Consider the following 19259-nt stretch of genomic DNA (forward strand, 5'->3'; position numbering starts at 1 on the left):
TGCCGCGCGGAAGCCGACACGGGAGGTCGAGGATGGCGCGGATGAGGCAGGAGGATCTCGGCAAGCGGATCCTGATGGTCCATGCGATGGTCCACCAGGAGACGGCGGCGGGGCGGGCCGCCCGGGCGCTGCTCCAGGAACTCGAGAGCCAGGACGTCGAGGTGGTTACCGCGACCGCCTGCGCCGATGCGACGCTGCTGTTCGCCGCCGATGCGGCGTTCCAGGCGGTCCTTCTGGACTGGGACGTCTCGGGCGACGACGACCATGCCGCCGCCCTCGCGGTGCTCGCCGCGATCCGTGCCCGCAATGCCGCAGTGCCGGTCTTCCTGTGCGCCGACCGCTCGCTTGCCTCCACCATTCCCCTTGAAGCCATGGGCCAGGTGGACGATTTCGTCTGGCTGCTCGAGGACACGCCGCGTTTCATCGCCGGGCGCGTGGTTGCCGCGATCGGCCGCTATCGCGAAAAAGTCCTGCCGCCGATGTTCGGCGCGCTGGTGCGGTTCTCCCAGGTTCACGAATATTCCTGGCACACCCCCGGCCATACCGGCGGAACCGCCTTCCTGAAGCATCCGGCAGGGCGCGCCTTCTTTGAATTCTTCGGCGAGAACATGTTCCGCGCGGATCTCTCGATCTCGGTCGGCGAACTCGGCTCGCTGCTCGACCATTCCGGGCCCATCGGCGCGGGCGAGGCCTATGCCGCCCGGGTGTTCGGCGCGCACCGCTCCTACAGCGTCACCAACGGCTCATCGACCTCGAACCGGGTCATCCTCATGGCGAGCGTGACGCGCGACCAAGTGTGCCTGTGCGATCGCAACTGCCACAAGAGCGCCGAGCACGCGATGACGCTGTCCGGCGCGATCCCGACTTATCTGATGCCGTCCCGCAATGGGCTCGGCATTATCGGCCCGATCCCGCCCGCCAGCCTCGCGCCGACGGCGATCGCCGAGGCCATCGCGGCCAATCCGCTGATGCGCCCGGGGATCGACCGCACGCCGGTCCACGCCATCGTCACCAATTCGACCTATGACGGGCTCTGCTACAACGTCGCCCGGGCCGAGGACCTGCTCGGCCGCAGCGTCGACCGGCTGCATTTCGACGAAGCCTGGTACGGCTATGCGCGGTTCAACCCGCTGTATCGCGGCCGGTTCGCGATGCACGGCGAACCCGCCGACCACGACGCGACCCGGCCGACCGTGTTCGCCACCCAGTCCACGCACAAGCTTCTGGCGGCCCTCTCGCAGGCCTCCTTCATCCATGTGCGAGACGGCCGCCGGCCGATCCCGCACGCCAGGTTCAACGAAGCGTTCATGATGCACGCCTCGACCTCGCCGAACTACGCCATCATCGCCTCCAACGATGTCAGCGCCGCGATGATGGACGGGCCGTCCGGCCGGGCGCTGACCACCGAATCGATCCGCGAGGCGGTGGCTTTCCGGCAGATCATGGCGCGGCTGAATGCCGACTATGCCGCGCTCGGCACCTGGTTCTTCACCACCTGGCAGCCGGACACGGTCGATGACCCCGCGGCTGGCGGGCCTGTCGCCTTCCATCTCGCGGACCCGGACCATCTCGTCACCGATCCGTCCTGCTGGGTGCTCGAACCCGGCGCTTCCTGGCACGGTTTCGCCGGCCTCGATGCCGGCTGGTGCATGCTCGATCCCATCAAGGTCTCGGTGGTCACCCCGGGCATGTCGGCGGCCGGGGACCTGGCGGAGACCGGCATCCCGGCCGCGCTCGTCAGCCTCTATCTCGACCGGCAGGGTATCGTGGTCGAGAAGACCACCGACTTCACCATCCTGTTCCTCTTCTCCCTCGGCATCACCAAGGGCAAATGGGGGACGCTGGTCAGCGAGCTTGCCGACTTCAAGCGCGACTATGACGCGAACGTGCCGCTCGCGCAGGTGTTGCCGGACCTGGTGGCATTGGCGCCGAAGCGCTACGGCGCCCTCGGGCTGAGAGATCTCGCGGACGAAATGTTCGCCGCGATGAAGGCGCTGAAGACCACGGCCGCCATGTCGGCCGCCTTCTCCGGCCTCCCCGTCCCGGACCTGTCGCCGGTCGAAGCTTATGAGCGGCTGGTCAAGGGCGAGGTGGAACGCCTGCCTTTGGCGGCGATGGCGGGCCGTACCGTGGCGACCGGCATCGTGCCCTATCCGCCCGGGATCCCGCTTCTGATGCCGGGCGAGAATGTCGGTCCCGCCGATGGGCCGGCACTCGCCTATCTCAGGGCGCTCGAAGCGTTCGACGCGCAGTTTCCCGGCTTCGCCCATGACACCCACGGCGTCGAGGTCGAGGACGGGATCTACCACGTCCTCTGCATCGTCCGCTGACCGGACGGGAGGGATCCATGGCTCAGGATGCGTCCGTCGCCGCCGCGCCGAAGAAGATCGGCCTGATCGCCGCCACCCTCATGGTGGCCGGCAACATGATGGGCTCCGGCGTCTTCATGCTGCCGGCCAATCTCGCCGCAACCGGCGGCATCGCGATCTTCGGCTGGCTCGTCACCATCGTCGGCGCGGTCTCGCTGGCGCTCGTCTTCGCCAAACTGGCCGCCATGGACCCGGCGGCCGGCGGCCCCTACGCCTATGCCCGCAAGGCATTCGGCGACTATATGGGCTACCAGACCAATCTCATCTACTGGCTCGCCAATGTGGTCGGCAATGTCGGGCTGGCGGTGGCGGGGCTCGGCTATCTCTCGAGCTTCTTTCCCGCCCTCAAGGATCCCCTGGTTTCGGCTTTGGCGCAGATCGCTCTGGTCTGGTTCTTCACCTATGCCAACATACTCGGCCCCAATTTCGTGGGTCGGCTCCAATCCTTCACCACCTCTTTCGCTCTGGTGCCGATCGTCGGCATGGCGCTGCTCGGCTGGTTCTGGTTCTCGGGAGAGACCTATGCCGCAGGCTGGAACGTCTCGGGGCAGGACTCCTTCTCGGCCATCGGCGCCACGCTGAATTTCACGCTCTGGGCCTTCATCGGCGTCGAGACCGCGTCGGTGTCGGCGGGCGTCGTGGAGAATCCGCGCCGCAACGTGCCGATCGCGACCGTTCTGGGCGTGGTCATCGCGGCGGTGTGCTACGTGCTCTCGTCCTCGGTCATCATGGGCATGATCCCGAACAAGGAATTGGTGGCCTCCTCCGCGCCGTTCGCCGACGCAGCGCGGCTGGCGCTCGGCGATACCGCGGCGGGCGTCGTGGCCGCCTGCGCCGCCATCGGGTGCCTCGGATCGCTTGCCGGCTGGACCCTGCTGGTGGGCCAGACCGCCAAGGCGGCCGCGGATGACGGCCTGTTTCCGAATCTGTTCTCGAAGGTCAATTCCAAGGGCGTGCCGTCGCTGGGTCTCGCCGTCGTTGCGATCATCATGAGCGTACAGGTGCTGGCCACCATGTCGCCGACAGCGAGCGAACAATTCGGTAAGATCGCCTCGATCGCGGTGATTATGACCCTGCTGCCCTACATCTATTCCGCGATCGCGCTGAAGGTGCTGGGCTACAAGGCGATGCCGCACGGCGAATACGGCGTCTACACCATGATCGCGCTGGTGGCGGCCGTCTATTCGCTGTGGGCTCTGGTCGGATCGGACGGCAACCAGACCCGCTGGTCGCTGATCTTCGTCATCTCGACCATGGTGTTTTACGCCATCGCGTTGAACCACAAGCGCGACGTCGAGGCCGGGACGGTCAAGACCGGCGGGGCCGCACCGCGCTGGGTGCGGTATGCGACGCTGGCGGTCACCATCGCCGCCCTCGGCTTGATGTTCTGGGATTCGGTCGGCCGGCACACGCCCGGCCTGCTCCACACCCGCTCGCCGGCGCCTTTGTCCGCGCCCGCGTCCGCGCCGTGACACGCGCGACGGGCCGCCGCCGGAGCCTGCAGGCTCTTCATGCGTGATGAAGACCGGAACCGATCGAAACGCGCTGCATCTCGATCGGAAGGCGTTATCGCCTAGAGGGCGCGCCGATCAGCTTGTTTCGCCCTGATCGGATCAGGCTCTAGACGAAGATGCCGAGCGCCTGGAGATAGAGGTCGACGATCGCCTCGTGCTCCTTGCGCTCGTCGGCGTCCTCCCGGCGGATCTTCAGGATGGTGCGCAGGGCCTTGACGTCGAATCCGTTGGCCTTGGCTTCGGCGAACACGTCCTTGATGTCGTCGGCGATGGCCTTCTTCTCCTCCTCCAGGCGCTCGATGCGCTCGATGAAGGATTTCAGCTGTTCCTTGGCGAAGCCCGCGGGGGCATCCGTAACGTCTTCCGACACGAGGGCCTACTCCTGAAGCCAGACAAGGGCGGGATAGGGCCGAAATGCGGGCTCCACGTCAAGGACGTGTCCCCGCAATCCACCTGCCGACGTGCGTCCTTCGGAACCCGCCGCAGCGTCAAGGGTCAATGTTCGAGCTTCGCGGCGGCGAAAGCCGCCGTCTGGGCCGGGGTCGCGTCGCGCTGGTGCTGCGCCTTCCACTCCTCGTAGCTCATGCCGTAGATTGCCTGCCGGCTCTCGTCCTTCGTAAGGGGCAGGCCTTCCTGCTGCGCGGCTTCGAGATACCAGTTGGACAGGCAGTTCCGGCAGAAGCCGGCGAGGGTCATGAGATCGATATTCTGGACGTCGGGACGGGCGCGCAGATGGTCGCGCAGACGGCGGAAGGCCGCGGCTTCCAGGCGCTCGCGCATGGGATCGGGGAGGGTGGGATCGGGCGAGGACGTCATGGCATGTGTCTCCTGCCTCTCCATGTGGCCGGGCGGGTTCCCGGGCACAAGAGGCGGCCTGCCTCGTTATCGCCCCGATCGCTCATCACAAGGCGGTTCGCTCGCCATCTTGAGCCGAGGTATTGACGCCCTGCGCCCGCAAAGGCAGACACCGCCATCCATGCCCTGCCGCCGCCCGTTCCCATGAAGAAACGTCGCCACGCCGCCTGGGCTCCGCTCCTCGGTCTCGCGCTTTCGCTCGGGTCTCTCGCCGTCTCCGCGGTACCGGCCGCGGCGGATTTCCGGCTGTGCAACCGCACCCAGAGCCGGGTCGGCGTCGCCGTCGGCTACAAGGACAACGAGATCTGGATCACCGAGGGCTGGTGGAACGTCGCCGCCAATACCTGCGAGACGCTGCTGCGCGGCGACCTCGTCGCGCGCTTCTATTATCTCTATGCCGTCGACTATGATCAGGGCGGGGAGTGGTCCGGGCGCGCCTTCATGTGCACGCGCGACAAGGAGTTTACCATCCGCGGCATTGAGGATTGCCTGGCACGCGGCTTCGACCGCACCGGGTTCATGGAGGTGGATACCAAGGAACAGCGCGGCTGGACCGTCCAGCTGACGGAGAAGACCCAGGTCGATTCGGTACGGCCCTCCGCCGTGTCGCCGATTCCCGGCGGTGCTCCGATGCCGACCCCCAACCCCGCGCAGCGGTCCAAGACTCCCTGAGGGCCGCCCCTCGCAGGGGAGGGGCGGCGAGCGCGCCATCCGGACGCCAAGGGAGACGCTTATGAGACGCCAGCGCCGCACCAAGATTGTCGCAACCCTCGGACCGGCCTCCTCCGACCCGGAGGTGATCGAGCGGCTGTTCGTCGCCGGCGCCGACGTGTTCCGAATCAATATGAGCCACACGCCGCACGACAAGCTGCGCAGCTTCGTGGCGGCCATCCGGGCAATCGAAGAGAAGCACGCCCGGCCGATCGGCATCCTGGTGGATCTCCAGGGGCCGAAACTGCGCCTCGCCACCTTCGCGGGCGGCTCCGCCGTGCTGGAACGCGGCGCGGTGTTCACGCTCGACGCCGACCCGGCGCCCGGCGACGCCGCGCGTGTGCACCTGCCGCATCCGGAAATCCTCGCGGCGCTCGAGCCCGGCCACACGCTCCTGCTCGACGACGGCAAAGTGCGCCTGCTGGTCGAGGAGGCTGCGCCGACCTTGGCCGTGACCCGCGTCGTGGTCGGCGGGCGGATCTCCGACCGCAAGGGCGTCAGCCTCCCCGACACCACGATTCCGGCCTCCGCCCTGACCGAAAAGGACCGCAAGGATCTCGATGCCGGCCTCGAAGCCGGCGCGGACTGGATCGCTTTGTCCTTCGTGCAGCGCCCGGAAGATGTCGCAGAGGCCCGCAAAATCGCGCGCGGCCGGGCCGGAATCATGGTGAAGGTCGAGAAGCCGCAGGCGGTGGCGCGGCTCGCCGAAATCATGGAATTGTCCGATTCGCTGATGGTGGCGCGCGGCGATCTCGGCGTGGAGATGCCGTTGGAGCGCGTGCCGGGCGTGCAGAAGCAGATGACCCGCGCCGCACGCCGCTCCGGAACGCCGGTCGTGGTTGCGACCCAGATGCTGGAATCCATGATCTCCTCGCCGGTCCCGACCCGGGCCGAGGTCTCGGACGTCGCGACCGCGGTCTATGAAGGGGCCGACGCCATCATGCTCTCGGCCGAGAGCGCGGCCGGGCAGTATCCCGTCGAGGCGGTCGCCACCATGAACCGCATTGCCGAAGAGGTGGAGCGCGATCCGACCTACCGGCAGGTGCTGAACGCCCAGCGCGCCGAGCCGGAGGCCACGACCGCCGACGCGATCGCCGCGGCTGCCCGGCAGATCGCCGAGACGCTCGATCTCGGCGCCATTGTCTGCTGGACCGCCTCGGGCGCGACCGCGCTGCGGGTCGCCCGCGAACGGCCCCGGCCGCTGACCATCGCGCTGACCCCAAACCCCGCGACCGCGCGCCGCCTGTGCCTGGTCTGGGGCGTCCATTGCATCGTCACCGAGGATGCTCACGATGTCGGGGACATGGTGGACCGCGCCGGCCGCCACGCCTTTCTCGACAGTTTCGCGAAGGCGGGACAGCGCATCATCGTCGTCGCAGGGGTGCCGTTCGGCACGCCGGGTGCAACCAATCTGCTGCGGATCGCCATCGTCCAGGGGACCTGAGCGGGGCTCAACCCTCCCGCAGCAGCGCTTCCAATTGTTCGAGCCGATCGGCTTCGCGGGGCGGTTTGTCCCAGCGCAGCCGGGCGATGCGGGGAAACCGCATCGCCACGCCGGAGCGGTGGCGGGTCGAACGGGCCAGCCCCTCGAAGGCGACCTCCAGCACCAGACCCTGGTCGGGCGTGTGCAGCACCTCGCGCACCGGCCCGAAGCGGTTGACGGTGTTTGCCCGGACGAACCGGTCGATCTCCTTCAGTTCCGCGTCGGTGAAGCCGAAATAGGCCTTGCCGACCGGCACCAGGACCTCGCCCTCCGCGCCGGCGGTCCAGACCCCGAACGTATAGTCGGAATAGAAGGAGGAGCGCTTGCCGTGGCCGCGTTGGGCATACATCAGCACGGCATCGACGGTATGCGGGTCGCGCTTCCATTTCCACCACGGTCCCTTTGGACGGCCCGGCAGATAGAGGCTGTCGCGGCGCTTCAGCATCAGGCCCTCGACCGCCTCCGAATCCACTCCCGCCCCCGCTGCGGCGGGATCCGCGCGGGCGGCGGCGAGCGTGGTCCAATTGGCGAACGGCACCTCGGGCGAGAGGTCGAGCCGGGGCGAAGCGAGGCGCATCACCAGCGTCGCGAGCCGGTCGCGGCGGGCGGCATAGGGCAGCTCGCGCAGGTCCTCGCCGTCTTCGACCAGGAGGTCGTAGGCCCGCATATGGGCGGGAAACTCCTTCAGCAGGCGTGGCGTCACCGCTTTGCGGTTGAGCCGCTGCTGAAGCAGATTGAAGGATTGCACGCGCCCCTCGCGCCGCACCAGCAATTCTCCGTCGAGCGCGCCGTCGAAATCGAGCGCTTCGCACAGATCGGGAAAGGCCGCGGACATGTCCTCGCCGGTCCGGCTGTAGAGCCGCACAACGCGGTCGCCGTCCGCCGCCCGCCCGGCGACGGCCTGGATGCGGATGCCGTCCCATTTCCATTCCGCTGCGAAGTCCGCGGGGTCGAGCGTGCCGAAATCCCCCGGCTCGACAGCGTGCGCGAGCATGACCGGGCGGAACGGCGCGGGATCGTCGGTCTCCGGACGGCCGGCGCGGCCCTCCACCCAGGCGAACAGGTCGAGATAAGGCGGCGCGAGGCCGGGCCAGACCAACTCCACCGCGTCCGGCGGCAGATCGCCGAGCGCGGCAACGGCAGTTTTCGCCAGCCGGGCCGAGGCGCCGACCCGCAGCGATCCGGTGATCAGCTTCAAAAGCGCCCAGCGGCCGGTATCGTCGAGCCCGTCCAGCCAGGCCGCGAGCTGTGTGGGCAGGTCGCGCTTCGGCAGGTCGGCGAGTGCGCCGACGATCTCCGACAGAAGCGGCGCACGGTCCGGGCGCCCCGCGGCAGGCGGCGCGGGCCACATCAGGGCGACGGTCTCGGAGAGGTCGCCGACATAATCGTAGGACATGGCGAACAGGACCGGATCGGTGCGCTCCATGATCAGGGCGCGGATCAGCCCGGGCTTGGCATTGGCGAAGCTGAGGGCGCCGGTGAGCGCCGCCAAAGCCAGGCCCCGCTCCGGATCCGGCGTGGCGCGGAAATAATCCGCCATCAGCCGGATCTTGGCGTTGCGCCCCGGTTCGTAGGCGAGCCGGTCGAGGAGCGCGGCGAACCGGTTCATGCCGCATCCTCCGGCGGTACGGCCGGGGCTTCGGACGCCGGCTCGGGCGGCGCTTCGGCATCCTCGTCGCCATAGCCGACCATGTGCAGCGGCCGCGCGCCGAGACCGGCGGCGCCCGCCCAATGGACCAGGGCGTCTTCCGCGCCGTGCGTCACCCAGAGCTCCGTGCAGCCGGTGGCGCGCGTCGCCGCGATCAGCCCGTCCCAGTCGGCATGGTCGGAAATCACCAGCGGCAGTTCGACACCGCGCTGGCGTGCCCGTGCGCGCACCCGCATCCAGCCCGAGGCGAAGGCGGTGACCGGATCGGGGAAGCGGCGCGACCAGAGGTCGGTGATCGCCGCCGGTGGCGCGATCACCACGGCGCCGGCAAAGGCGGCCTTGGGCGCGTCGGCGGCGGGGCGGATCTCGCCGAGCGCGATGCCGCGTTCGGCATAATAGGCGCTGATCGCGGCGAGGGCGCCGTGGACATAGATCGGCGCGTCGTAGCCGGCGGCGCGCAGCAGCGCCATCACGCGCTGCGCCTTGCCGAGCGAATAGGCCCCCACCAGATGCGCCCGCTCCGGGAAGACCTGAAGCGAATTGAGCAGTTTTGCCGTTTCGTCGGCGGCCAGGGGATGACGGAACACCGGCAGGCCGAAAGTCGCCTCGGAGATGAAGACGTCGCAGCGGACCGGGACGAAGGGCGTGCAGGTCGGATCGTACGCATCCTTGTAATCGCCAGACGCGACGATGCTGCAGCCGTGCCAGGTCAGGGCGAACTGCGCCGAACCGAGCACATGGCCGGCGGGATGCGCGGTGACGCGCACGCCACCGATGTCGAGGCTCTCGCCATAGCCGATCGCCTGGGTCGCGCCGGCATGGCTCGGACCCATGCGCAGCGCCATCAGATCCAATGTCTCGCGGGTCGCCAGCACCTCGCCGTGGCCCGGCCGGGCATGGTCGGAATGGGCGTGCGTGATCAGCGCGCGGGGCACCGCACGGGTCGGATCGATGTAGAAATCTCCGACGGGACAATAGAGGCCCCGAGGCGAGGGCCGCAGCAGGTCTTCCGGGCGCATGACCGCCCCTATATGGGTGGAGAACTCCCGATTCGCGAGGACCCGTGGCCGCTTCGCCCCTTCTCCGATCCTCCGGCGATCCCGCGCTCGACCGCCGGCTCGACTGGGCGCGGGCCTATCTCGCCGACGATGCCGCGGCGGCGGAGGGCATGCTCGCCGATCTGGTCGCCGCCGCGCCCCATTTCTCCGCCGCCTGGTTCCTGCTCGGCGAGGCCCGCGAGACACTGGGCGACGTGGCTGGAGCGGCGGACGCGTACGAGGCGGTGCTCCGCCTCGATGCCACCGATGCGCTGGGCGCCGCGCTGCGGCTGGCCCGGCTCGGGCGGCGGGCGGCCGACGGCGCCATGTCGGAAGCCTTCGTGCGGACCCTGTTCGATCAATATGCGCCGCGCTTCGACGCCGCCTTGCGCGAGGGGCTCGGCTATCGCGGGCCCGAAATCCTGGCCGCGGCGCTGATGGCCAGCGTTCCCGCCGGCCGGCGGTTCGGCCGCGCCATCGATCTCGGCTGCGGCACCGGCCTCGCCGCGCCGCACGTCGCGCCGGTCTGCGACATGCTGATCGGCGTCGACCTCTCGCCCGAGATGGTGGCGCGCGCCCGCAAGACCGGGCTTTATGCCGAACTGGCGGTCGCCGAAATGGGCGCCTACCTCGCCGCCGCGCCGGAGGCGGGCGCGGATCTCATCCTGGCCGCCGACGCCTTCTGCTATCTCGCCGACCTCGCTCCGGTCGTCGGCGCGGCGCGCCGCGCCCTGCGCCCCGACGGGCGCCTCGCTTTCACGGTGGAGACCCATGCGGGCGAGGGTCTCCTGCTGCGCGACACATTGCGTTTCGCGCACGGTGCGCCGCTGGTCGCGGGGACGCTGCACGCGGCCGGCTTTGCGGTGGACAGGCTCGCCCCCGCCACCACCCGGACCGAGAAGGGCGCTGCGGTCGCGGGTCTCGTTTGCGTGGCACGGCCGGTCTGATCCGAGGAAAATGTCCGGCCGGTGTTGACGGCGGCTTATGCTCATTCTAAGCATAAGGGAATGAAGCCGGCTTTCGACCGGCGCTTTTTCGGCCTTACTTATGCTCATTAAGAGCATAATCGGGAGGGTGCCCCATGCTCTACGCTCCGGCCGTCGCGCGCGCCGCGCTGCCTTTGCCGCATCTCTACGACCGCGTCGCGCGCCATGTCCCGGCGATCGAATGGCCGGCCCTTGCCGCGGACATCGCCGCGATCCTCGACCTGAAGGCGCGCCGCAACGCCATCCTGCTCGCCCACAATTATCAGGCGCCGGAAATCTTCCACACGGTCGCGGACATCGTCGGGGACAGCCTCGCTTTGGCCCGCGAGGCGGCGGCGACCGAGGCCGACGTGATCGTCCTGGCGGGCGTGCACTTCATGGCGGAGACAGCCAAGGTGCTGAATCCCGACAAGGTGGTGCTGATCCCGGACGAGAAGGCCGGATGCTCGCTGGCGGAGTCGATCCGGCCGGAGGACGTGCTGGCGCTCAAAGCGCGCCATCCCGGCGTGCCGGTCGTGACCTATGTCAACACCTCGGCGGCGGTGAAGGCGGTGTCCGACGTGTGCTGCACCTCGGGCAATGCCAAGAAGGTGGTCGAGGCGCTCGGCGTGCCGAAGGTCATCATGATCCCGGACGAATATCTCGCACGAAACATCGCCGCCCAGACCCATGTCGAGATCGTCACCTGGAACGGCCGCTGCGAGGTCCACGAGCGTTTCACCCCGCTCGACATCGCCGACATCCGCGACATCTATCCCGACGTGACCGTGATCGCCCATCCCGAATGCCCGCCGGACGTGGTCGCGGCCTCGGATTTCGCCGGTTCGACCGCCGAAATGGTCGGCTTCGTCGCCGCGCGCCGCCCGCGCCGGGTGGCGCTCGTCACCGAATGCTCGATGGGCGACAATGTGGCGGTGCATTATCCCGAGATCGATTTCGTCAAGCCCTGCAATCTCTGCCCGCACATGAAGCGGATCACGCTCGGCAATATCCGCCGCGCGCTCGAGACCATGTCGCCCGAAGTGACGGTCGATCCGGCCCTGCTGGCCGGCGCCCGCGCCAGCGTCGAGCGCATGTTGGCGATCCGCTAGGGAGCGAGCGCGGGAACTCTAAAAGATATTGGCAAATAACGGTTTTACTTTCTTGGCGAGGAGCCGCCCGGCTGGAGCGCCGATGGTGGAGGACGACCCATGACCCTTTCCCCGCTTCCCGCGCTGATGACCGAGCCGGTGGTGCGCGCCGCGCTGCTGGAGGATCTCGGCCGCGCCGGCGACATCACGACGGAGGCGGTGATTCCGGCCGATGCCGTGATGGAGGTGGCGATGGTGGCGCGCCAGCCCGGCACCCTCGCGGGCCTCGGCATCGCCATGCAGGCCTTTGCCCTGATGGATCCGGGCCTGTCCCTCGAACCGCTGGCCGCGGACGGCGATGCGGTGCGCGCGGGCGATGCCGTGCTGCGCATTGGCGGTCGGGCGCGGCCGATCCTCTCCGCCGAGCGGGTGGCGCTCAATTTCGCCTGCCGCCTGTCCGGCATCGCCAGTGCGACCGCGATCCTCGCGGCGGCGGCGCGGGCGCACGGGCATGCCCGCATCGCCTGCACCCGCAAGACCACGCCGGGCCTGCGCGCGTTGGAGAAATATGCCGTGCGTGCGGGCGGCGGGGCGAACCACCGCTTCGGCCTCGACGATGCCGTGCTGATCAAGGACAACCATGTCGCGGCCGCCGGCGGCGTCGCCGCGGCGGTGCGCGCCGCGCGGGCTTATGTCGGGCATCTCGTGAAGATCGAGCTCGAAGTCGACACCCTCGCCCAGCTCCGCGCGGCGATGGAGATCGGCGTCGATGCGGTGCTGCTCGACAATATGGGCCCGGACATGCTCCGCGAGGCGGTCGCCCTGGTCGCCGGCCGTGCCGTCACGGAGGCCTCGGGCCGGGTCACTGCCGAGACGGTTCCCGGCATCGCCGCCGCGGGGGTCGATCTGATTTCCTGCGGCTGGCTCACCCACAGCGCGCCGATCCTCGATCTCGGGCTCGATTTCCAGGGTTGAGCCGGGCCGGTTAAGATGCCATTCCCGCCGAGGGGCGGTCGGGCGCTCCGATCGCGCGCGGCGGCGTGGGGATGGGCATGGCGTTTGAAATGTCGCTGAGCGGGCGGACGGCACTGGTGACCGGCGCCTCGAGCGGGCTCGGCCGCCATTTTGCCCATAGGCTCGCCGCGGCCGGCGCCGCGATCGTCTTATGCGCACGCCGGGTCGCGGCGATCGAGGCGGAGGCCGAAGCCATCCGCGCGGCCGGTGGGCAGGCGACCGCGCTCGTGCTCGACGTGACCGATGCGGCGTCCGTACAGGATGCGGTCGGCCGCGCGCAGGGCTGGCGTGGCGGCCTCGACATCCTGGTCAACAATGCCGGCATCGCCCGGACCAAAGCCGTGCTCGACCTCACCGAGGCCGATTGGGACGCCGTGCTCGACACCAATCTGAAAGGCGCCTTCCTGGTCGCGCAGGCGGTGGCGCGCGGCATGCGGGACCGGGGCGCGGGCGGCGCGATCGTCAATGTCGCCTCGATCCTCGGCCTGCGCGTGGCCGGCCAGGTCGCGCCGTATGCGGTCTCCAAGGCCGGGCTGATCCAGCTCACGCAGGCGATGGCGCTCGAACTCGCGCGCCATGAAATCCGCGTCAACGCACTCTGTCCCGGCTATACCGAAACCGAGCTGAACCGCGATTTCTTCGCCGGGGAGGCGGGGCAGGCGCTGGTGCGCCGCGTGCCCGCCCGCCGGCTCGGTCAACCGGGCGATCTCGACGGCGCGCTGTTGCTGCTGGTGAGCGATGCCGGCAAGGCGATCACCGGCATCGCTTTGCCGGTCGATGGCGGCCATCTCGTTTCCTCTCTCTGAAGGCACGATCCATGGATTTCACTCTGCCGCACGAGATCGAGGACACCCGCCGCCGCGTGGCGGATTTCGTCGCGCGCGAAATCCTGCCGCACGAGGCGGACCCCGCAGCCTATGACGCGCATGAGAACATTCGCCTCGATCTGCTCGCCGATCTCCGGGCCAAGGCCAAGGCGGAGGGGCTGTGGTGCCTCCAGCTCAAGCGGGAGACCGGCGGCGGCGGGCTCGGCAAGGTCGGGATGGCGGCCTGCTACACCGAGATGAACCGCTCCATTTTCGGGCCGGTCGTGTTCAATTCGGCGGCGCCCGACGACGGCAACATGATGGTGCTGGAAGCGCTCGGCACGCCCGAGCAGAAGGCGCGCTGGCTGGCGCCGATCGTCTCGGGCGCGGTGCGCTCGTCGATCGCCATGACCGAACCGGCCCCCGGCGGGGGCTCCGATCCGGCTATGATCCGCACGCAGGCCACGCGCCGCGCGGATGGGTCCTATGTCGTCACCGGCCGCAAATGGTTCATCACCGGGGCGGCCGACGCGGCGCATTTCATCCTCATTGCGCGCACCTCGGACGATGCGCGGCGCGGCCTGACGGCGTTCCTGTTCCACAAGGACCAGCCGGGCTGGCGGATCGTGCGGCGCATCCCGATCATGGGGCCGGAGGAACATGGCGGGCATTGCGAGCTGGAATTCGACGGGCTCGAAATCACGCCGGACAACGTCCTCGCGGGCGAGGGGCGCGGGCTGAAGGTCACGCAGGTGCGGCTCGGACCGGCGCGCCTCACCCATTGCATGCGCTGGCTCGGCCTCGCCATGCGCTGCATCGAGATCGCGCGGGAGTATGCCGACAGCCGCGAGGGATTCGGCGTCCGCCTCTCGGAGCGCGAAAGCGTGCAGATGATGCTGGGCGGCCTCGCCATGGAGATCGAGATCGGCCGCCTCCTGGTGATGCGCGCGGCGTTCGAGCTGGACCAGGGCCGGTTCGCCCGAAAGGAAATCTCGATGGCGAAGATCCAGGTGGCGAACACGCTGCACCGCGCCGCCGATACCGCGATCCAGATCAACGGCGCGCGGGGCTATTCCAAGGACACGGTGCTGGAATGGATCTACCGCTACGCCCGGCAGGCCCGCCTGGTGGACGGTGCGGACGAGGTCCACCGCATGGTCCTGCATCGTTTTCTGGCGGAGGAGGGGCGCGACTTCTGGCGCTTCCCTTCAGCGTCATGAGCGGCGCCGGTCCCGAATTCGATCCGGCGCGGCTCGACGCCTACCTCAAGCGTAGCCTCGCTGGCACCGCCGGCGCGATGCGTCTGGAGCGGATCGCCGGGGGCCAGTCCAACCCGACCTTCTTCGTCACCTACGACACGCGGCGCCTGGTGCTGCGCAAACAGCCGCCCGGCGATCTCCTGCCCTCCGCCCATGCGGTCGACCGGGAATTTCGCGTCATATCCGCGCTCGCCCCGACCGGCGTGCCGGTGCCGGAGCCGGTCCTGTTCTGTGCCGATCGGGAAGTCGTCGGCACGCCCTTCTATCTGATGGAGCGGCTCAAGGGCCGGGTGTTCCATGATGCGGCATTGGCGGGTGCGGCGCCGGAGGAGCGGCGCGCGCTGTACCGGGCGCTCGCCGAAAGCCTCGCCGCGCTTCACGCCGTGGATCCCGGGCGCGTGGGCCTCGCCGATTTCGGTCGTCCGACCGATTATTTCGCCCGGCAGATCGCCCGCTGGGGTCGGCAATGGGACATGTCGCACGCCGCCCCAAATCCGGACATCGACCGGCTGCGGGCCTGGCTCGCGGGGCACATTCCCGCGGACGAGCGGGTCGCCGTGGCACACGGCGATTATCGGATGGGCAATGTGATGTTCCATCCGCAGGAACCGCGCGTGCTCGCCATTCTCGACTGGGAATTGTCGACCCTCGGTCATCCCCTGCTCGACCTCGCGCATGCCTGCATCGCATGGCATTCCCGACCGCAGGATTATGGCGGGCTCGACGGGCTCGACCGGCCGGCATGCGGCCTGCCGGAGCAGGCGGAGTTCGAGGCGGCCTATTATGCCGCCGCCACCCACGACGCCCGGCTCGACACCTTCCACATGGTGCTGGCCCTGTTCCGCTTCGCGGTGATCTTCGAGGGGATCGCCGCGCGCGGACGCGCCGGCAATGCGGCTTCGGCCGATGCCGGCGGTCTCGCCCATCTGTCCGGCGTCTTCGCGCGCCGCGCCGCGGACCTCCTCGACGCGGGCTGACGCCGACCCAGAGATCGGCGTCCGGGGAGGCAGGTCGCTCAGTCCACCGCCACGATCGGCACGCTGACATAGCGCAGCAGCCGGGTGAAGGTGGAGCCAAACAGGAACGCCGTGATGCCGGATTCGTGGTGCGCGCCGGCCACCAGGACGTCGCCCCAAGCCCACCCTACCGAATCGATCGCGCGCCTCCAATCGGGGCCGTCGCCGATCGCGCAACTGGCCTCGATGCCTTCGGGAAGCTCCGCGAGCGCCGCCTTCTGGGCATCGGTCGCCTGCTTGCGCCAGGTGTTGGCGACCATGTTCTCGGCGTGATAGCCGACGTCCGAAGGGTACATCTGGCGATCGCGCACCACGAAGGTGACGAGGCGCAGCGGCACCTTGTGCTGGCGGGCGAGGTCGACCGCCACCGCCACCGTACTGGCGCCCTCGCGGTCGTCGGAAAAGGCGCAGGTGACCCGTTCCAGCCGGCGCGGCGCATGGCTGGCATAGCCGAGCGGGGCCATTACGGTGGGACATTTGGTGCCGGCGAGAACGCCCGAGGCGGTGGAGCCGAGCCCCGCCCGCATCTTCTTTCCGTCGCGGGCGGAGCCGACGATGGTGAGATAGGCGTTCATCTCGTTGGCGACGCGCGACAGGCCCTTCGAGGCGCTGTCCGCGGCGACCACCATATAGTCCGCCTTGACCTTGTCGCCGATATAAGCGCGGGCGCGTGCCAGCGCCTTCTGGGCGTATTGGTCGAGGAACTGCTTGTATTCCGCATCCACCGCCGCCGGCGAGGGATAGCCCCAGGTCTCCGGCGTCACCACGCAGACGGTGACGGGCACGTCGCCCGCCAGCGCCATCATGCGCCCGACGGCCAGGGCATCCATACCACCCCGGTCCGGCGCGTAGCCGATCAGATAGCTCATCTCACGCTCCCGTCTTCGCCAGAGCGGAGTTCCGGAACGAGAAGCCGAAATAGATCACCAGCGCGATTGCGATCCAAACGATGAACAGAAGATAGGTGTTCCACGGCAATTGCGTGATGAGATAGACGCAGAACAGCACGCTGGCGATCGGCACGTACGGGAACAGCGGCACCATATAGCCGCGGGGCAGATCCGGCCGGGTGCGGCGCAGAATGATCACACCGGCGGACACCACGGCGAACGCGATCAGCGTCCCCATCGAGGTGAGGTTCGCCAAGACGTCGAGCGGGACCAAGGCGGCGAGCAGAGCGATGAAGACGGCGACGATATAGGTGTTGGTCACCGGCGTCATGGTCTGCGGGTCGACCTTCTGGAACAGCTTCGGCAACAGGCCGTCGCGGCTCATGGCGAACAGGATGCGGGTCTGGCCATACATCACCACCAGGGTCACGCTGAAGATCGAGACGATCGCACCGACCGAGAGCAGCAGCGAGGGCCAGTTCGAGCCGGTGATGTTGCGCAGGATCACGGCGAGGCCGGCGTCCTGGCCGGCGAATTCGGTCCATTGCTGCGCCCCCACCGCCGCGAAAGCGACCAGAACATAGGCAGCCGTCACAAGAAGCAGCGACAGGATGATGCCCGCGGGCAACGTCTTGCGCGGGTTCTTGACCTCCTCGCCCGCAGTCGAGATTGCGTCGATGCCGATATAAGAGAAGAAGATCGTGCCCGCGGCGGCGCCGACGCCGAGCCAGCCTTTGGGGGTGAAGGGCTCGAGATTTTCGGTGTTGAATGCGGTGAAGGCGATCACCACGAACAGCGCCAGCACACCGAGCTTCACCACCACCAGGATGGCGTTCACCGTGGTGGATTCGCGCGCGCCCTTGATCAGCAGCGAGGCACACATCGCGACGAGGACGATCGCGGGCAGGTTGAAGTAGCCCCCGGCGCCGGGGGGCTGGCTGATCGCGTCGGGCATCTGCCAGCCAAACAGGTCGTTGAACATTTCGTTGAGATATTGCCCCCAGCCCACCGCGATCGCCGAGGCGGAAACAGCGTATTCCAGCAGCAAGCAGGCGCCGACGATATAGGCGACCAATTCGCCCATGGTTGCATAGGCATAGGAATAAGAGGAGCCCGAGACCGGAATGGTCGAGGCGATCTCGGCATAGCAGAGCGCCGTCAAGGCGGCCGTGATGCCGGCGATGATGAATGAAATCACGACGGCCGGTCCGGCCTCCGGGACCGCCGCCGTCAGGGCGACGAAAATACCGGTTCCGATCGTGGCGCCGACGCCCAGCATGGTGAGCTGGAACAGCCCGATCGAGCGCTGCAGATGTCCCTTCCCCCCACCATGCTCGTCGACCAGAGCCGAAACCGGTTTGCAGCGCAACAACGCGCGCCCAAATGACGATGAACCCATGGAAAGCCCCATTCTCTGTGGTTGTCTTTATTGCCCCACTCCGGGCGATCAGGCGTCACCCGGTTCCGATACGCAGCAATCACCGTGCCACAAAAATGTCGCAGAGTCGGATGCGCGTTATTCCGTCAGCAGATTTCCCGTCCGGTCCGGGAGCGGTGCAGTGCCGGCGACCTTGCCGATCACTCGCCCGGGCCAGGCATAAGTCTGGCTGTGGCGGGCGAACAGCAGGCCGTCGGTGACTGCCGCAACCGGCGTCGAGGCTCCCAGGGGGTCGACGATCTCGGCGATCAGGTCGCCCGTCCGCAGGCGGTCGCCGAGCCGCGCGCGGTAGCAGACCAGGCCCTCGGCCGGCGCCCGCACCTGTTGCATCGCTTCGAGCGGCGTCGCCGTACAGGTCAGGCGCGGCAATGCGCCCGGTTCTCCCGCAATGACGCCGCGGCGTTGCAGGAAGCGGTAGAGCGCCGCCGCATCGTCGCGCGCGAGCGTGTCGTCCACCTGGTCGTTGGAGCGCAGCTCGACCGTAGCGGAAAGGCAGGCCGGGGGGATCGGGTGTTCGGGAAACCGCTTCGCCAGCGTCCACCAGGGGCCGCCGCAGGCTTCGTCGAACGGACGTCCGCCCGAGGCCTCGGCGAGGAGGACAGCACGGGCATCGATTTCGGCGGCGAGATCGGCCGCGTCGGGCCAGAGCGGCGTGCCGAGATAGAGATGCATCAGGGCTTCGTTGTCGGCGTGCAGGTCGAGCACGATGTCGGCGTCGAAAGCGAGGCCCATCAAGGTGTGGCGCAGCGTCGCGAGTTCGCCCATCGGGAGGATCCGGGCGAGCGCCGCACCCATCGCGGCGCGGATTTCGGCGACGTTGGCGGCCGCATCGGGGCCGAGCCGTCCGGCGATCTCGGCCTCGATTTCGGCTGCGAGATCGGGATAGTCGCGATTGAAATTGCCGCCTCCCGCCTCGTCGAACCGGCCCTGCAACATGCCGAAGCGATGCTGCGACAGGCCGATCGGGTTGGCTTGCGGCACCAGAATGACCTCGCCGCAAATCGCGCCACGCGTGGCCGCTTCCTCCAGCCGTGCGGCAAGGTGGCGCAGCGCCAGCATGCCCGGAAATTCATCGGCGTGCAGACCGGCCTGAAGATAGGCCTTCGGCCGTGCCCCCGGGGCGCCGAAACGGAGAACCGTCACGCGACGCTGATCGGCTGCGG

At 68.6% G+C, this 19259-nt stretch carries 17 protein-coding genes; 10 read left to right on the top strand and 7 right to left on the bottom strand.

What is annotated here, in order from left to right; translation table 11 throughout:
• Positions 1-32: 32 nt before the first annotated feature.
• Together EDC64_RS05655 and adiC are read left to right on the top strand one after the other, a co-directional pair.
• Positions 33-2330, top strand: a complete 2298-nt coding sequence (locus tag EDC64_RS05655) for an Orn/Lys/Arg family decarboxylase (protein ID WP_132030279.1) — start codon at positions 33-35, stop codon at positions 2328-2330.
• A gap of 17 nt (positions 2331-2347) precedes the next feature.
• On the top strand, positions 2348-3841 hold the full coding sequence (gene adiC, locus EDC64_RS05660) for an arginine/agmatine antiporter (protein ID WP_132030280.1): 1494 nt from the start codon (positions 2348-2350) through the stop codon (positions 3839-3841).
• A 148-nt stretch (positions 3842-3989) separates the two neighbouring features.
• Here adiC and EDC64_RS05665 read toward each other — a convergent pair whose 3' ends face one another.
• Positions 3990-4253 carry a DUF2312 domain-containing protein gene (locus EDC64_RS05665; RefSeq protein WP_132030281.1) on the bottom strand — a complete coding sequence of 88 codons (264 nt, stop codon included), beginning with the start codon at positions 4251-4253 and terminating at the stop codon, positions 3990-3992.
• 125 nt (positions 4254-4378) lie between these two features.
• The gene (locus tag EDC64_RS05670) at positions 4379-4699 is read right to left on the bottom strand and encodes a DUF1244 domain-containing protein (RefSeq protein WP_245504550.1); all 321 of its coding nucleotides are present in this window, start codon (positions 4697-4699) and stop codon (positions 4379-4381) included.
• A 183-nt stretch (positions 4700-4882) separates the two neighbouring features.
• Between EDC64_RS05670 and EDC64_RS05675 the strand changes: the two genes are divergently transcribed.
• Complete coding sequence (locus EDC64_RS05675; RefSeq protein WP_132030282.1) at positions 4883-5410, top strand: DUF1036 domain-containing protein; 528 nt, start codon at positions 4883-4885, stop codon at positions 5408-5410.
• A gap of 61 nt (positions 5411-5471) precedes the next feature.
• Positions 5472-6893, top strand: coding sequence for a pyruvate kinase (gene pyk, locus EDC64_RS05680; RefSeq protein WP_132030283.1), 1422 nt, complete (start codon positions 5472-5474; stop codon positions 6891-6893).
• A gap of 7 nt (positions 6894-6900) precedes the next feature.
• Here the strand turns inward: pyk and EDC64_RS05685 are convergent, their stop codons facing one another.
• Positions 6901-8541, bottom strand: coding sequence for a cisplatin damage response ATP-dependent DNA ligase (locus EDC64_RS05685; RefSeq protein WP_132030284.1), 1641 nt, complete (start codon positions 8539-8541; stop codon positions 6901-6903).
• Positions 8538-9599, bottom strand: a complete 1062-nt coding sequence (locus EDC64_RS05690; RefSeq protein WP_132030285.1) for a ligase-associated DNA damage response exonuclease — start codon at positions 9597-9599, stop codon at positions 8538-8540. Before EDC64_RS05690 ends, EDC64_RS05685 begins: the two co-directional genes overlap by 4 nt.
• A 44-nt stretch (positions 9600-9643) precedes the next feature.
• Here EDC64_RS05690 and EDC64_RS05695 point away from each other — a divergent pair, with 44 nt between their 5' ends.
• From EDC64_RS05695 to EDC64_RS05720, 6 genes are all read left to right on the top strand, one after another.
• Positions 9644-10564 (top strand): class I SAM-dependent DNA methyltransferase, encoded by a 921-nt coding sequence (locus tag EDC64_RS05695; RefSeq protein ID WP_245504551.1) that lies wholly within the window; start codon positions 9644-9646, stop codon positions 10562-10564.
• A 134-nt stretch (positions 10565-10698) separates the two neighbouring features.
• Positions 10699-11694 (top strand): quinolinate synthase NadA, encoded by a 996-nt coding sequence (nadA, locus tag EDC64_RS05700; RefSeq protein WP_132030286.1) that lies wholly within the window; start codon positions 10699-10701, stop codon positions 11692-11694.
• Positions 11695-11793: 99 nt separating this feature from the next.
• Positions 11794-12648 carry a carboxylating nicotinate-nucleotide diphosphorylase gene (gene nadC, locus EDC64_RS05705; RefSeq protein ID WP_132030287.1) on the top strand — a complete coding sequence of 285 codons (855 nt, stop codon included), beginning with the start codon at positions 11794-11796 and terminating at the stop codon, positions 12646-12648.
• 77 nt (positions 12649-12725) lie between these two features.
• On the top strand, positions 12726-13493 hold the full coding sequence (locus EDC64_RS05710) for an SDR family NAD(P)-dependent oxidoreductase (protein WP_132030288.1): 768 nt from the start codon (positions 12726-12728) through the stop codon (positions 13491-13493).
• Positions 13494-13504: 11 nt separating this feature from the next.
• Entirely contained in the window at positions 13505-14713 is a 1209-nt protein-coding gene (locus EDC64_RS05715; RefSeq protein WP_132030289.1) for an acyl-CoA dehydrogenase family protein, read from the top strand.
• Entirely contained in the window at positions 14710-15729 is a 1020-nt protein-coding gene (locus EDC64_RS05720) for a phosphotransferase family protein (protein ID WP_132030290.1), read from the top strand. The genes EDC64_RS05715 and EDC64_RS05720 overlap by 4 nt, the downstream gene beginning before the upstream one ends.
• Before the next feature lie 38 nt (positions 15730-15767).
• Here EDC64_RS05720 and EDC64_RS05725 read toward each other — a convergent pair whose 3' ends face one another.
• The 3 genes from EDC64_RS05725 to EDC64_RS05735 form a co-directional block, all read right to left on the bottom strand.
• Positions 15768-16637 (bottom strand): universal stress protein, encoded by an 870-nt coding sequence (locus tag EDC64_RS05725; protein WP_132030291.1) that lies wholly within the window; start codon positions 16635-16637, stop codon positions 15768-15770.
• 1 nt (position 16638) lies between these two features.
• On the bottom strand, positions 16639-18027 hold the full coding sequence (locus EDC64_RS05730) for an amino acid permease (RefSeq protein WP_245504552.1): 1389 nt from the start codon (positions 18025-18027) through the stop codon (positions 16639-16641).
• A 147-nt stretch (positions 18028-18174) separates the two neighbouring features.
• Complete coding sequence (locus EDC64_RS05735; RefSeq protein WP_207915912.1) at positions 18175-19239, bottom strand: succinylglutamate desuccinylase/aspartoacylase family protein; 1065 nt, start codon at positions 19237-19239, stop codon at positions 18175-18177.
• Between the last annotated feature and the right edge of the window lie 20 nt (positions 19240-19259).

The organism is Aquabacter spiritensis, assembly GCF_004346185.1.
GTDB classification, from domain to species: Bacteria; Pseudomonadota; Alphaproteobacteria; order Rhizobiales; family Xanthobacteraceae; genus Aquabacter; species Aquabacter spiritensis.